Consider the following 14014-nt stretch of genomic DNA (forward strand, 5'->3'; position numbering starts at 1 on the left):
CAAGTAACTTGGACCAGTGTTGATCATTTAGCATTGTTCGAGGCATAGCGAGTGTAAAATTGGGTTTGGCGATTTAATTTTACTATCTCGCTATTTTTTTAATCAACAAATGTCAACAGACCCTATTGTTTTATGACAATATTTATTGTCATTTCTAATAAAGCAATAAAGACCACCTGTTGCAAATTGAAAGAGATTAACTGTGACGCTAAATGTAACAAAATAAAAGAGCATGATTTATCAGATCGATTAAAGTAAATAAGAGGGCCGAAGCCCCCTTATTGCATTTAAATTTCAACGATAAGAATTAAAGTCCTTGCAGTTTTAAACGGTTTGCATGTTGACGGTACAGCGCCACAGGATCTTGTGCAAATAGCCCTGTTAAGCCAAACATCATATTGGCTAAATCGGTATGGTTAAGTTTGTAGCTATCGTTAATGACTTTACCGATATAAGCACTACAACGTGCAACCATACCGTCATTGTCTTTATTGCCATACGACAATGGCCCGAGTTGCATTAGGATCGTATCGATATCAAGTAGATTTGTGGTTTGCGCAACACCGGTCCATGAATAGTACTGAATGCCTTTGCTGTCGACTTGCTTTAAGTTTTTGCTGCAATTTTCTGAAGATGCCAAAACACCGTCAGCTACAGCAGATTTTGCAACTGTACTGTTAAATGCAGCAGAACCTGTTTGTGATAATGATTTCATAGAAGCATCGAAATCAATTTCAAGCTCAGGTTTTGCCTGACCTAAAGCAATCAGTGGGCCGACAATATAATCACCTAAAATATTGAAGGCAGTACGAGAAAGTGAGTTGCCTTGAATATCATCCGCTACTTTAGAGCCGTGATAGGTACCTGCAACACCTGTAATAGACGCAATGTACTGTGGTTTTGTTTGAGCAACATACAATACAGTTGGACCACCATGAGAGTGACCGATTAAGTTAAGTTTTGGCTTCCCTGTAATAGCCAAAACATCTTCAACTTGTGCAATTAACTGCTCACCACGATGTGCTGTGGTATTTGCAGGAGATAATTGCGCTGCGAATACGGTTGAGCCATTTCGTGCCATATCTGGCAAGATTTGGTACCAATAATCCAGTCCAATGGTGTCGGTACCGATACGTGACCAACCGAGCCAACCATGCACCATTAAAATTGGATATTTGGTTTTTGCGTAGTCAGATTTTACCGTTTCCTTCACCTGGAGGACGCTAGGCGCAGCTTGAGTGCTTGCCGATATACTCATCGCTAAGCCTGCAACTGCAGCTACAGAGGCCATCTTGGCCGTGTTTACTAAAGATCGCATAAATGTTCCTTGATCTGATGTTGTTTTTATTACTTTTTAATAATGAAAATACTCTCTGTTTTTAAGCAACATCTTTGTGATTGGCCAGGCCATATCTTTGATTTTAGAGAGTTTGAATAGACAAAGATGCCTTGTCATTTTTTCATGCTCGGTTTGAAATTCCATGTCATTTTAGGACATGGACGGCGTTGAGGTGACAAGTATATTTATATACATTCGTTTTTTATTTTTATCGTTTATTTTAGTTGTTATCATTTAAGAACTTATTGAAATAAATTGTTTAATGCGTACAAATAAAAAAATTGTAAACAAAAAAGGACGTCCAAAGACGTCCTGTTCAGTGCTGAAAGGGAACTAACTTTTGAGTTAAAGTCCCTGTAATTTTAAACGATTGGCATGTTGGCGGTAGAGCGCAACTGGGTCAGGTGAAAATAGGCTGCGTAGGCCAAAGACCATATTCACTTCATCTAAGTGGTTGTGATTGTAGTCGTCACGGATCACTTGTCCGATGTGGGTGCTACAGCGTCCAACCAAACCATCATTGTCACGATTTCCATAGGCCAAAGGGGCAAGCTGACTAATCACTGTATCTAATACATCTAATACATTCGTGGTTTGCGCTGTACCAGTCCATGAGTAGTAATACACGCCATTGTCGACTTTGGCACCCGATTGATTACAGTTCGCTGCTAGTGCTGCGGTTGGAAATTTTGCATTAAATTCAGCCGAACCTTTTTCACTGATCGCGGTAAGTGATGCATCAACACTGTTAGGTAGACTAGAGTTGCCCTCAGCCCAAGTAATAATAGGTGCTAAAAGTTGATCTCCAAGTATGCCAAAGATTGAGTCTATGGTTTTGTTGGCTTGAATTTTATCTGCGACTAGAGAGCCGCGATAAGTGCCTGCAACCCCAGTTACCGAAGCTACATATTCAGGTTTGATCGCTGCAATATAACGTGTGGTTGGCCCACCATGTGAATGACCAATGAGGTTCACTTTAGGTTGTCCGGTCAGGGCAAGGACTTCTTCGACTTGAGAGAGCAATTGCTCACCGCGAACTTCTGTCGACTCTAGCGGAGAAACTTGGGCAGCAAAGGTATTGGCACCGTTGCGGGCTAAATCCGGCAAAATTTGATAAAAATAATCCATGCCAAAGCTGTCAAAGCCAATGCGAGTAAACCCAAACATACCATGGGTAAACACAATCGGATATTTGGTCTTGGCATAGCTTGCCGAGCTGTTGGCGGTGACATGTTGGAGTCCAGCCGCAGCTTGGGACTGTGTATTTGCGATCGCTGCTGATGCAGCCATAATTGCGCATAAAAGAGCTTGTGATTTTTTCATCATTTCATCCTGAAATTGAAGTTATTTTTAAATTGTTATTTGCACTTATTCTGCGAAAGGTAATTTTCCACCCTGATCATGCACAGATTCAAAGGTACTGACGCGGAGCTGATCTTCCTTCGATTTAAAATGTTGATTACGGAGCTGCTGTACTGCTTGTTGTTTAGCGCTGTCACTCATATTGCTTTTCACAATACTGTCACGCTCTGTGAGATATTGATTCACACTAGATTTCCAAGAGCTGCGCTGGGTGTCTAGATTTTCAAGGCGCTGAGTGGCTTCTGGACCAACTAAATTTAACCGCATTTGATGGATTTCTTCGCTTGAACCACCACGGGCTTTAATGTCCGCTGTGAGTTTGCGTAAATCTTCAAGTTTATTGATTTGTTCCAGATTTTCTTTCCAGTCTTCTGGGAGCTCATCAAACAGAGCTTTTAGTTTTTTGGCTTTTTCTGATTCAGACAGTTTTTTGTCATTCACCACTTCCATACGTTTTAGGGTGTATTCGTGATAGGTATTTTCCTTGCCAAATAAACCTTCAATTTCATAATCAGAAAAGAACTGTTTTCTTAAATTCTGAGTGCTGCTATAGATCGAGCGATAATATTGTGGTGATTCTTTGTCGTCACTTGGTGGCTGTAAATGACCTAATTGTTCACGATATTTCATATAGCGATCCCACAAATCATAAATTTGGGATAGCGCAGGTTCTTTATGACCTTGTGCAATGTAGGTTTTAAAATCCTTTTTGATTTGATCTATCGACTTTTCACCATATTGAGTGATGAAATATTCAAAACAATTCCGTGTTTGTTCGTTCACGATCAGACGGTTTGAACCATCCATACTGATTTGACAGTTAACTTCCGTGTCTTGTTGACTTGGACTGAGCAGTGAAGAACCGCTTGTGGCTTGTGCTGTAGCATTTTCGCCCTGCGCTAAAGGCGTATTTTGTTGTTGAACCGATTGATCTGAAGGATTATTTTGTGATGCTTTTGGCGCCAGCCAAAATATAAATGCAGCAACTGCGATAACGACCAAGGCAATGATGAGCCAAAGTTTATTTTTTTGCATATCCCAATGCACCTTTATTCCGTTTTTAATTGTTTTAGAGTTCTAAATGCGAACTCAATATGACATAAAATGCAGATAAAAACATAGAAGAGTTGTAAACGTTAGAGGTGGGTTGTTACCATTGCGCTGTTCCTGTATTAGCCAAATTTTGACATGAAAAAAGCCTCTCCTAAGATCCAACGTCGTCCTGTACATGGTGTATTTCTTTTGAATAAGCCATTAGGTATTAGCTCGAATGCAGCCTTACAGAAGGTGCGTTGGTTGTTTCGTGCACAAAAAGCAGGACATACTGGTGCGCTTGATCCGCTGGCTTCAGGTTTATTGCCGATTTGTTTGGGTGAAGCGACCAAGTTTTCACATTTCTTGCTCGACTCAACCAAGCGCTATCAAACCACGGTCTTTTTAGGACAAAGCACCACGACGGGTGATGTAGAAGGTGAGGTGCTGATGGAACAAACCGTACCCGTTTTGACCGAGGCATCTATTCAGCAGGTACTGGCACAGTTCGTGGGAGATATCCAACAAATTCCACCGATGTATTCTGCGCTGAAAAAAGAAGGTCGCCCGCTGTACGAGTTGGCGCGTAAAGGCATAGAAATTGAGCGTGAAGCACGTCCAATTTCGATTTATGCCATCGAGTTATTATCATTTAATGAGAATAGTATTACACTCGACATCACCTGTTCCAAAGGCACGTATATTCGTGTATTAGGCGAAGATATTGCCAAAGCATTGGGTACTTTTGGACATTTGACCTATCTACACCGTACGCAAACAGGGCATTTTGACCTCAATCCAACTTATACCATTGAATATTTAGAGAGTCTGACCGAAGCTGAGCGTGAAGCATTATTGCTGCCGGTGTATTCACCCGTCGATCATTTCTGCAAAGTGCAAGCGCCAGAAGGGCGCGCTGAATATTTCAGTCGTGGCATGGAAAGTAATATTGAGCATGCTGCGGAAGCGCAGGTTTTGGTATTTGATGGGGAACGTTGCTTAGGTCTAGCGGAAATTACCGATCGTAAGCGCTTAGTACCAAAACGTGTATTAAATCTTGAATAGTCATCAACAGCCACTGAAGCCAAATTATGGAAATTGAAATTATTTTAAGCCTCTTATTTTTTGCATTTTTTGCCGGTGCAATTGATGCAGCAGTGGGGGGCGGAGGATTAATTCAAATTCCAGCCATTATGAATGCCATGCCGCACTTATCTCCGGCGACGGTGTTTGGCACCAATAAGTTGTCTTCGATCTTTGGTACGGCTTCAGCGTCCTATTCTTTTTTACGCCAAGTCAAACTCCGTTGGAAATTACTTGCGGTCATTGCAAGCTGTGCATTTGTTGCTTCTTTTGTGGGAGCAGCCTGTGTATCAATGATTCCTAAAGAAGTCTTACGTCCTTTTGTTTTGGTCATGTTGATCGTGATTGCGATCTATACCTTTGCCAAAAAACAATTTGGTCAGATGCATGTACGCCAAGAACTGACCCCTAAAATTCTCGGTCTTGCCGCTCTTGGTAGTCTGGTAATTGGTTTTTATGACGGTATCTTTGGGCCTGGCACGGGCAGTTTCTTTATCTTCTTTTTTATTCGTTATCTACAAGCAGACTTTTTGCATGCCTCTGCTTTGTCAAAAGTCGCCAACTTAACCACCAACCTTGCAGCACTGAGTTTTTTTGCGCCCACTGGCCATGTGTTATTTGCGATAGGCTTAATGATGGCTGTAGCAAATATTTTAGGCTCGATCGTTGGTGTACGTGCGGCAATTAAATACGGTAGTGGCTTTATTCGAATTCTATTTTTGATTTTGGTGAGTATTTTGATTGTACGGTTGGGTTATCAAACCTTTACGGGACAAGCTTAAAACAAATCTTAACAGAGCGTTGCTGAATTCTGTCGATGAAATGATTAGTATGAAAATAAGCGACTCGTTTGAGTTGTGGATAATAATTAAATTTCATAATACACAATTAGCTAAGCATCAGAGGTCATCACTACAATGAATATATTTGAAGCTTTACGCCAAAGTCATGAAAAGCAACGTGAACTTGCTGAAAAACTCATTCAAACATCAGGGGATACACCTGAGCGTCGAGATTTATTTGAGCTGCTCAAAAATGAGTTATTTGCTCATGCTGTTGGCGAAGATCGTTATTTTTACATCCCGTTAATGATGACTGATTCAGGCCTAAACATCACCCGTCATGCATTGGCGGAACATCATGAGATGGATGAATTATTAGAGCAACTGACGGAAACTGAATTTAGTAATCCAGGTTGGTTGGCAATTGCGAAAAAGTTATCTGAAACGGTACATCATCATTTGCAGGAAGAAGAACATGGCTTTTTTCAGCAAGCGGGTAAAATCTTAGATGAAAAACAAAAGGAAAGTTTAGCCAAACAATATTTGGCGGAATATAAGAAATACAAGAAAGCAGATAAAGACAGTTTGACGGGATAAATATTAGTGAGTTTTGAGGACAAATTCCAAATTAAAAAAGACGGCAGAGACCGTCTTTTTGTTTCAACTATAAATATAAAAATTTAGTCTGATACGCTGCTCGGAGTATTGCGAGAGGAACGTAAAGTCACCCCGACGGACGCCAACATAATGCAGACTAAGGCCACCCATTGCCACGTCCCAATATTTTCGCCAAGCAGAACCATACCTGTAATGGCAGCTAATGCAGGCGACAAACTCGATAAAGTCCCATAACTAAGTTTACTGAGGATTTTTAACGCTTTTAAATCCAGTGCATAAGGTATGGCCGTGGCTAAAATCGCAATCAATAAGGCTTTCGGCCAATATTGGGTATCGAGTAGGGCGGGTGCATTGTTATATAGTCCAATCGGGAGCAAGGTCAGTGCGGACAGTGTGATGGCAATCGTTAGCGCATGCATACCAATATTTTGATGTACCACTTTTTGTCCAAAGAAAATATAGAATGCCCAACAGAGTCCCGCTGCTAAGGCACAGGCTGCCCCAAGTATTGAGAAATTACCATCATGAGCTTGTCCCCAAGGCACCATCAAGGTAATGCCTAAGATTGCTAAAAAGACCCAAATATAATCACTGCTGTTTTTAATGGATAACAATGCCAGACCCAAAGGGCCGATAAACTCTAAACCCACGGCAATGCCTTGTGGCAATTTACCCAGTGACATATAGAACAACACATTCATCAAACAGAGTGCCGCGCTATAGCAGAGCAGATCCCGCCATTTTAAAAAAGACAGCCGTTTTAAAATGTGCCATGAACGAAACATTAAGCAGATAATAATTGAAGCAAAACAGAGTCGTAAAATGGTCACACTGAGTGGATCAAGCACCAAAAATAATTGCTTGGCGAATGATGCACTGATTTGATAGGAGATCATGGAAAGTACCATGAAAACGACTGCTAATAATTGTGAGTTTGGCATGCGGCACGCTGTGGTGGGGGGAACAAAGTACCCCAATTTTTAATTCTGCTCAGTATAGCGGTTAATATTGAATTATTGATGACTTTTCAGAGGCAGAAATGCAATTTGCAGGTTTTGAATTTAAAAAAATTGAATATAAAAAATCGTCTTTAAATCGCCACCATTTTTAAATTCAAAATAAAAAATGGAGATATTTTCAAAAGATTAAGGCGGTTTGAATTTAAATTGATTTGGCCTTTTGCGTGGTATAAGTACAGCCAATCGAAGCACTGATAATCACTGCTAATGCCAACCATTGTGTCCATAACAATTGTTCATGCAAAAAGATAAAACCCGAGAGAGCGGCAACAGCGGGTTCCAAACTCATGAGTGTACCGAAACTCAGCGCAGTCATGTTACGTAGCGCAATCATTTCTAGAGTAAAAGGTAAAGCACTGGCTAAAGTCGCAAGTGCAATAAAATACAGCAGACTACTTGGCTCAAACACCTGTGCCGGCATACCTGCAAAGATTGCGATGGGCATCAGAACACACATGCCGACGAACATGCCTAAGCAAACGGTATGATTGCCTGAGACCCCTGATAGTTTTTGACCTGCCACGATATAGAGTGCCCAACACGCACCTGCACCGAGGGCAAGTAAGATCCCAATTGGGTCAAGACGTTGTGCTGCTTGATCAAATGGAAACAGTAAAATTAGGCCTAGAATTGCAAGGCCGACCCAGACGAAGTCGAATTTTCGTCTTGCTGCCAATAATGCAACACTTAAAGGGCCAATAAATTCAAAAGACACGGCAATGCCGAGTGGAAGACGATCAATCGACAAGTAAAACAGCATATTCATGCCTGCAAGCGCACAGCCATAGCTCAGAATAGACGACCATTTCACTTGTTTAAAATTGATCTGCCAAACTTTAAAAATAATCGCCAAGATTAATGCACCGAGCAGTAAACGCATCGCGGACACGGTCAGGATGGGAAACTGACCAAACAGGTATTTGGCGAAAGAACCACTGCTTTGCATACTGATCATGGCAATAAGCAAGATCAGTGGTGCTTGTAGGGCAGGGGTAATTTTAAAATTTGGCATAGACTAAATTTGTTTCGATGACTCGAATAGCGGGAGATTGGCAAAAGCCAGATTTTAAAAGTCTACTACAATAAAAAAACCACAGCCCGAAGGCTGTGGCTTCAGTGTCTAATTAAATTAGAACAATACGCGAACGCGGATGGTACCTTCAACTTCGTGAAGTGTATCCAATGCTTCTTTAGATGCAGTTGCATCAACGTCCATCACAAGATAACCCACATCACCTTTAGTCATTAAAGACTGACCAGAGATGTTGATACCGTGTTCAGCAAACAAGTTGTTGATTTTTGAAAGAACGCCCGGCACGTTTTTGTGGATGTGAAGTAAACGGTGTTTACCTTCAGTCAACGGTAACGCGATTTCTGGGAAGTTCACTGCAGATAAAGTCATACCTTTATCAGAGTAAGCAACGAATTTTTCAGCCACTTCTAGACCGATGTTCGCTTGCGCTTCCATTGTTGAACCACCCACGTGAGGAGTCAAAATCACGTTGTCTAAGCCACGAAGTGGAGAAACGAATTCTTCACCGTTTGCTTTAGGTTCTTTAGGGAATACGTCTACAGCCGCACCAGCAATATGACCAGATTTGATTGCATCAGCAAGATCTTCAATGATGACACATGTACCACGTGCAGCATTGAGGAAGATTGCGCCTTCTTTCATTTGAGCAAATTGGTCTTTGCCGAAGAAGTTGCGAGTTGATGGAACGTCTGGAACGTGTAGAGATACGACGTCTGCATTGGCAAGAAGTTCACCCATAGAACCGACTTGACGTGCATTACCCATTGGAAGTTTAGTTACGGCATCGTAATAAATTACGTGCATACCTAAACTTTCAGCAAGTACAGAAAGTTGCGAGCCAATCGAACCGTAACCAACAATACCTAAAGTTTTACCACGAGTTTCAAATGAACCGACTGCAGACTTGTTCCAACCACCACGGTGAGTTGAAGCAGATTTTGCAGGAACACCACGAAGTAATAGAATCGCTTCAGCAAGTACAAGTTCAGCAACCGAACGTGTATTTGAGTATGGTGCGTTAAATACTGGAATACCACGAATCATGGCAGCATTTAAGTTCACTTGGTTTGTACCGATACAGAAACAACCCACAGCAATCAGTTTGTTCGCCGCTTCAAAAACTTCTTCAGTTAATTGAGTACGTGAACGAATACCAATGAAGTGAGCATCTTTAACCGCTTCTTTCAACGCTTCACCCTCAAGCGCAGTTTTACGGTAGTCAATGTTGGTGTATCCAGCAGCATTTAGAGTGTCGATTGCGTTTTGGTGAACGCCTTCTAACAACAAGAAACGAATTTTATCTTTAGGTAAAGAAAGATGTTGGCTCATTACGGCTCCGCTACAAAGGCCAAATTTAGTGCGCATATAATAGCATAGGAAGTCGCCCGATATACATTTCCTTTATGACCGACGTCATGGCTATTTTGGCGAATGATGAGTCAATATTTTTTAGATTTGGTCTAATTAACTTGGTCATATTCCTCGTGACATTTTGAAACCACGTTTTTCTTTGGGTTTTGTCAAAAAAAGCCCAGTTATAGCTTATAATGGTGCCGCTCAAAATCATCATGACCAATTCCCTGACATTTTGATGCGCTCTGTTTCAGGCTTTTTCCCTTGAAATATGCGTTACCGCAGTTTTGACTGAATGAAGTCTGGACCTTTAAAAAACTTGTTTACTTCTTGCAAGGTCTGAAAACGATGAATGCTCCAGTCGCTTTAACCCCAGAGTTATTGACCCAATTGACCGCTATTGTTGGCGAAAGCCGAATTAAAACCGATGCGGATAGTCTCCAAAATTGGGGTCGTGACCATACTAAGCACTTCGATCCAAACCCGTCGGTCGTCGTTTTCCCTTCAAGCACAGAACAAGTTCAACAGATTGTAAAACTTGCCAACCAATTTAATGTAGCGATCACACCAAGTGGCGGTCGTACAGGTTTATCTGCGGGTGCTGTGGCTGCCAACGGTGAAATCGTGGTGAGCATGGACAAGATGAACCAAATCTTGGAATTCTTCCCAGCTGACCGGATGGTACGCGTACAAGCAGGCGTGGTGACTGAACAACTTCAGAACTATGCTGAAGAACAAGGCATGTACTACCCAGTTGATTTTGCATCTTCAGGTTCATCTCAAATTGGCGGTAACATTGGTACCAATGCCGGTGGTATTAAAGTCATCAAATACGGTATGACACGTAACTGGGTGTTGGGCATGACTGTGGTCACAGGTAAAGGTGACGTTCTGCGCTTGAACAAAGGCATGATCAAAAACGCGACTGGTTATGCACTTCAACACTTATTTATTGGTGGTGAAGGTACACTAGGTTTAGTGACTGAAGCTGAAATCAAACTTGAACGTCAACCCCATGACTTACAAGTGTTGGTTCTCGGTGTGCCTGATTTTGATGCGATTATGCCTGTTCTACATGCCTTCCAAAAGAAAATCGACCTGACTGCATTTGAGTTCTTTGGTGAGCTTGCGATGCAAAAAGTATTGGACAATGGTCATGTGCAACGTCCGTTTGAAACACCATGTCCGTTCTATGTATTACTTGAGTTTGAAGCACCATTTGAACCGATCATGGATGCGGCAATGGAAATCTTTGAACATTGCATGGAACAAGGTTGGGTACTGGATGGCGTGATGAGCCAAAGCTTAGACCAAGTACACAGCTTATGGCGTTTACGTGAAGACATTTCAGAGTCAATCGCACCGTTCACACCATACAAAAATGACATCTCTGTTCTGATTACACATGTGCCTGCATTTATTAAAGAAATTGATGCAATTGTGGAAGCGAATTACCCAGACTTTGAAATTTGCTGGTTCGGTCATATTGGTGACGGTAACTTGCACTTAAATATTTTGAAACCTGCGGATTTAAGTAAAGATGAATTCTTTGCAAAATGCCAAGTGGTAAACAAATACGTATTTGAAACTGTGAAAAAATATGACGGTTCAATTTCAGCAGAACATGGCGTGGGTATGACCAAAAAGCCTTACCTCGATTACACACGTTCAGCAGAAGAAATCGAATATATGAAAGCATTGAAAAAAGTATTCGATCCAAATGCGATTATGAACCCAGGTAAATTGTTCGATCTTTAATTTTTTAAAGACGTACTAGAACGCATCTTCGGATGCGTTTTTTTATGGCTATAAAACGCCTTTTTTGCCGTGCATGGATAAGAAACAGCACGGTGATTTTGTGGACTAGACTACTTCTTTTACATTGCTTAAATAGTGTTTTGGACAAATGTTCGGCATGATAGGACTGAATAATAAATTTGAGTTGCTTCTATGTATCGTTTAATTGCTGTGTCTGCATTGTGTGTGGGGATGTTGGCGGGTTGTGCGACAACGCAGAAAATTGTGTCTAAAGTCGGTTCTTCTGCTACGCCACTCGATCAGGTATTAAAAGAACGTCCTGATTTGCGTAAAGAGCTGTCGACTGTAGAAATTCGTCAGTACTTTAACCGTGTCGAGTCGCCAAATGCGGGGCAGGTGAAAGTGACGGAAACAGGTTTGATGGATGATTCGGTGAAATCAATTCGTACTATTTATAGTTTTAGATTGGTGGATGGTGACTGGCAGCGTGTAAATACGCAAAAGGAATATCAGTGCCAACGTGGTAAAAATACAAAGACTTTCCAATCGGCGAAGTGTCCTTAATAAATCTTTGATTTATGGTTGGAATTTAGGCATGTGTGCCTCATAAAAAGCGTATCGATTGATGCGCTTTTTTATTTCAGAAAGAACAAGCTAGCGTGACAATTCAAATCAAATTTTGAATATATCTTCATATTTATTATTTAATTTATTTCTTAATCAATGTTAAATAAAGTTGAATTAAAGTTTTATAAAATCCACAGTTTGGCCATATTAATGGTATAAAAACAGTCACACTGCCTAAAACATAAATTTATGAACATCCAACAAGAAATCCAAAAATTATTACAAAACCGAGATGAATTTCCATTATTTTATATTGAGAGTGGCAGTCGATTATGGGGCATGGCAAGTCCAGACAGTGATTATGATGTACGAGGTTTTCATCTCCCGTCTAAAGCACAATATTATGACTATCGGAAACATCGTGACCTTATTGAAATCATGGATGGTGATTTTGATTTCGTCTCTTTTGATTTGAATAAAATGTTTGGTCTATTGGCAAAGAGCAATCCGACAGTATTGGAATGGGTCCGCGCACATATTATTTATTTAAATCAGTTTCCTGAGTGGGAGAATTTTCGTGAGGGTCTACTTGAGCGTATAGATTATAAGGCTTTGTATTATCATTATTTATCACTGGCAAAAGGTGGTATGAATGTTATGCAAACGGCAGAGAATTTTACATATAAAAAAGTGTTCTATTCGATTCGAGGGTTAATGTCTGCTGAGTTGGCTACACAAAAAATTATGCCTGAACTATTGATTACACAGTTGTTTGAACAGATTGATGCACAAGATCCATTGCGTCATTGGGCAGAAGATTATTTGGAAATTAAAAAACAGCAAAAAGAAAAGGCACAAGTTCCATTGGCTGAGCAAACCCAAATTTTAAAATTGCTGAATGATAAAATTGAAGCACTTAATGAAAAGCCGATAGAAGCAACCAATGATTTACACAAATTACAGTCTTATCTCACAGAGTATAGTTTCCGTTTAAAACAGCATTTTTACGATTAAAATTTATTTTCGATACAATTGTATGATGAAAACCCTCGCTTTTATCCACGTCAATGACTCAGGCTCACCGGTCGGTGACTTTGCTCCAGTAACTTCAGTTTTTTCTCATTATGAATTGGGCAATACCGTTTCACCTTTTTTATTGCTCGACCATTTAGGGCCTGGAGTGCTAAAACCAACGCAACTGAAAAAAGGTGTGCAGGAACATCCACATCGAGGCTTTGAAACCGTCACATTGGTGTTTAAAGGTGAGCTTGAATATCATGATACGACTGGCGGAGGCGTTGTCATTGGTGAGGGCGATGTGCAGTGGATGACTGCTGCTTCAGGCATACAACACGAAGAAGTTTTTAGCCAAGCCTTTGCACAGCAGGGCGGAGCATTTGAAATCTTGCAACTTTGGGTCAATCTGCCTACCAAAGATAAAATGAATCCTGCACGCTATCAGAGCTTAGCCAAAGCCAGTATTCCTGTAGTGGAAGCAGATAATGCAGGTTATGTACGGATCATTGCAGGGCATTATTTAACAGTCCACGGCCCTGCAGAAACACATACGCCTATGCAAGTATTTGATGTCTTTGTCAGAGCCAATCAAAGCATCACACTGCCTGCACAAGAAGGGGATACCACGCTGGTATATTTACGCTCAGGCAAACTGAAATTTAATGAAACGGATGAACCGTTAAATGCACAGCATATGGCAGTCATGTCGAGTCAAGGTGAAAATGTCGAATTGACGGCAGTCGAAGATAGCCACATGTTGTATTTATCAGCGCAGCCTTTGAATGAACCCATCTATGGGCGGTTATTTTGTGATGAATCATTTTGCTGAAGTCATGCAAGCCTATGAGGACCTAAAACAAGGCCGCTTTATCAAATGGAGCGTAAAACTCTGTCCTTCAGGTCAGAGATATAAGCAACACGACCTGAAGTGTCGTTTGATTTAACTAAGGACTATTTTCCTTGAGTTTTGATTGTTAATATAAGTACATGAAAACCCTTAAATTACGTATAAAAGACAAACATTGCAAGGTGTTAGACCAACTAGCATCAG

Annotated in this window: 12 protein-coding genes and 1 pseudogene; 7 read left to right on the forward strand and 6 right to left on the reverse strand. The window is 40.9% G+C overall.

Annotation, left to right across the window (positions count from 1 at the left end; all coding sequences use genetic code 11):
• Positions 1-307: 307 nt before the first annotated feature.
• The 3 genes from FTU38_RS15700 to FTU38_RS15710 form a co-directional block, all read right to left on the reverse strand.
• Positions 308-1318: a triacylglycerol lipase gene (locus FTU38_RS15700; protein ID WP_180105658.1), complete on the reverse strand. Its 1011-nt coding sequence runs from the start codon at positions 1316-1318 to the stop codon at positions 308-310.
• Positions 1319-1684: 366 nt separating this feature from the next.
• On the reverse strand, positions 1685-2629 hold the full coding sequence (locus tag FTU38_RS15705) for a triacylglycerol lipase (protein WP_257222177.1): 945 nt from the start codon (positions 2627-2629) through the stop codon (positions 1685-1687).
• Between the two features lie 78 nt (positions 2630-2707).
• A complete protein-coding gene (locus tag FTU38_RS15710; RefSeq protein ID WP_180111786.1) occupies positions 2708-3736 on the reverse strand; it encodes a lipase secretion chaperone in 1029 nt (342 codons plus the stop codon).
• A gap of 153 nt (positions 3737-3889) precedes the next feature.
• On the opposite strand from FTU38_RS15710, the gene truB reads away from it, so the two are divergent.
• The 3 genes from truB to FTU38_RS15725 all read left to right on the forward strand — a co-directional run bounded on the left by truB (position 3890) and on the right by FTU38_RS15725 (position 6195).
• Positions 3890-4798: a tRNA pseudouridine(55) synthase TruB gene (gene truB, locus FTU38_RS15715; RefSeq protein ID WP_180111788.1), complete on the forward strand. Its 909-nt coding sequence runs from the start codon at positions 3890-3892 to the stop codon at positions 4796-4798.
• 26 nt (positions 4799-4824) lie between these two features.
• Positions 4825-5598: a TSUP family transporter gene (locus tag FTU38_RS15720; protein ID WP_180111790.1), complete on the forward strand. Its 774-nt coding sequence runs from the start codon at positions 4825-4827 to the stop codon at positions 5596-5598.
• A 135-nt stretch (positions 5599-5733) separates the two neighbouring features.
• Entirely contained in the window at positions 5734-6195 is a 462-nt protein-coding gene (locus FTU38_RS15725; protein ID WP_078192502.1) for a hemerythrin domain-containing protein, read from the forward strand.
• 83 nt (positions 6196-6278) lie between these two features.
• Here the strand turns inward: FTU38_RS15725 and FTU38_RS15730 are convergent, their stop codons facing one another.
• The 3 genes from FTU38_RS15730 to serA form a co-directional block, all read right to left on the reverse strand.
• Positions 6279-7157 (reverse strand): DMT family transporter, encoded by an 879-nt coding sequence (locus tag FTU38_RS15730; protein WP_180093053.1) that lies wholly within the window; start codon positions 7155-7157, stop codon positions 6279-6281.
• Between the two features lie 220 nt (positions 7158-7377).
• Positions 7378-8247 carry a DMT family transporter gene (locus tag FTU38_RS15735; RefSeq protein WP_180111792.1) on the reverse strand — a complete coding sequence of 290 codons (870 nt, stop codon included), beginning with the start codon at positions 8245-8247 and terminating at the stop codon, positions 7378-7380.
• A 117-nt stretch (positions 8248-8364) separates the two neighbouring features.
• Positions 8365-9597: a phosphoglycerate dehydrogenase gene (serA, locus tag FTU38_RS15740; RefSeq protein WP_078192852.1), complete on the reverse strand. Its 1233-nt coding sequence runs from the start codon at positions 9595-9597 to the stop codon at positions 8365-8367.
• A gap of 372 nt (positions 9598-9969) precedes the next feature.
• On the opposite strand from serA, the gene FTU38_RS15745 reads away from it, so the two are divergent.
• The 4 genes and pseudogenes from FTU38_RS15745 (at position 9970) to FTU38_RS15760 (ending at position 13907) form a co-directional block, all read left to right on the forward strand.
• A complete protein-coding gene (locus FTU38_RS15745; protein WP_180026080.1) occupies positions 9970-11379 on the forward strand; it encodes an FAD-binding oxidoreductase in 1410 nt (469 codons plus the stop codon).
• 192 nt (positions 11380-11571) lie between these two features.
• Positions 11572-11943: a hypothetical protein gene (locus FTU38_RS15750; protein WP_078192499.1), complete on the forward strand. Its 372-nt coding sequence runs from the start codon at positions 11572-11574 to the stop codon at positions 11941-11943.
• 252 nt (positions 11944-12195) lie between these two features.
• Positions 12196-12960 carry a DNA polymerase beta superfamily protein gene (locus tag FTU38_RS15755; RefSeq protein ID WP_180008741.1) on the forward strand — a complete coding sequence of 255 codons (765 nt, stop codon included), beginning with the start codon at positions 12196-12198 and terminating at the stop codon, positions 12958-12960.
• A 25-nt stretch (positions 12961-12985) separates the two neighbouring features.
• Positions 12986-13907 (forward strand): annotated as a pseudogene (locus tag FTU38_RS15760) (pirin family protein).
• Positions 13908-14014 lie beyond the last annotated feature (107 nt).

The sequence above is a fragment of the Acinetobacter sp. YH12098 genome, assembly GCF_013419235.1.
GTDB lineage: Bacteria > Pseudomonadota > Gammaproteobacteria > Pseudomonadales > Moraxellaceae > Acinetobacter > Acinetobacter amyesii.

Coding starts and splice junctions, on each gene's coding strand:
- FTU38_RS15700 (WP_180105658.1), bottom strand. CDS start 1,318: ATGCGATCTTTAGTAAACACGGCCAAGATGGCCTCTGTAGCTGCAGTT.
- FTU38_RS15705 (WP_257222177.1), bottom strand. CDS start 2,629: ATGGCTGCATCAGCAGCGATCGCAAATACACAGTCCCAAGCTGCGGCT.
- FTU38_RS15710 (WP_180111786.1), bottom strand. CDS start 3,736: ATGCAAAAAAATAAACTTTGGCTCATCATTGCCTTGGTCGTTATCGCA.
- truB (WP_180111788.1), top strand. CDS start 3,890: ATGAAAAAAGCCTCTCCTAAGATCCAACGTCGTCCTGTACATGGTGTA.
- FTU38_RS15720 (WP_180111790.1), top strand. CDS start 4,825: ATGGAAATTGAAATTATTTTAAGCCTCTTATTTTTTGCATTTTTTGCC.
- FTU38_RS15725 (WP_078192502.1), top strand. CDS start 5,734: ATGAATATATTTGAAGCTTTACGCCAAAGTCATGAAAAGCAACGTGAA.
- FTU38_RS15730 (WP_180093053.1), bottom strand. CDS start 7,157: ATGCCAAACTCACAATTATTAGCAGTCGTTTTCATGGTACTTTCCATG.
- FTU38_RS15735 (WP_180111792.1), bottom strand. CDS start 8,247: ATGCCAAATTTTAAAATTACCCCTGCCCTACAAGCACCACTGATCTTG.
- serA (WP_078192852.1), bottom strand. CDS start 9,597: ATGAGCCAACATCTTTCTTTACCTAAAGATAAAATTCGTTTCTTGTTG.
- FTU38_RS15745 (WP_180026080.1), top strand. CDS start 9,970: ATGAATGCTCCAGTCGCTTTAACCCCAGAGTTATTGACCCAATTGACC.
- FTU38_RS15750 (WP_078192499.1), top strand. CDS start 11,572: ATGTATCGTTTAATTGCTGTGTCTGCATTGTGTGTGGGGATGTTGGCG.
- FTU38_RS15755 (WP_180008741.1), top strand. CDS start 12,196: ATGAACATCCAACAAGAAATCCAAAAATTATTACAAAACCGAGATGAA.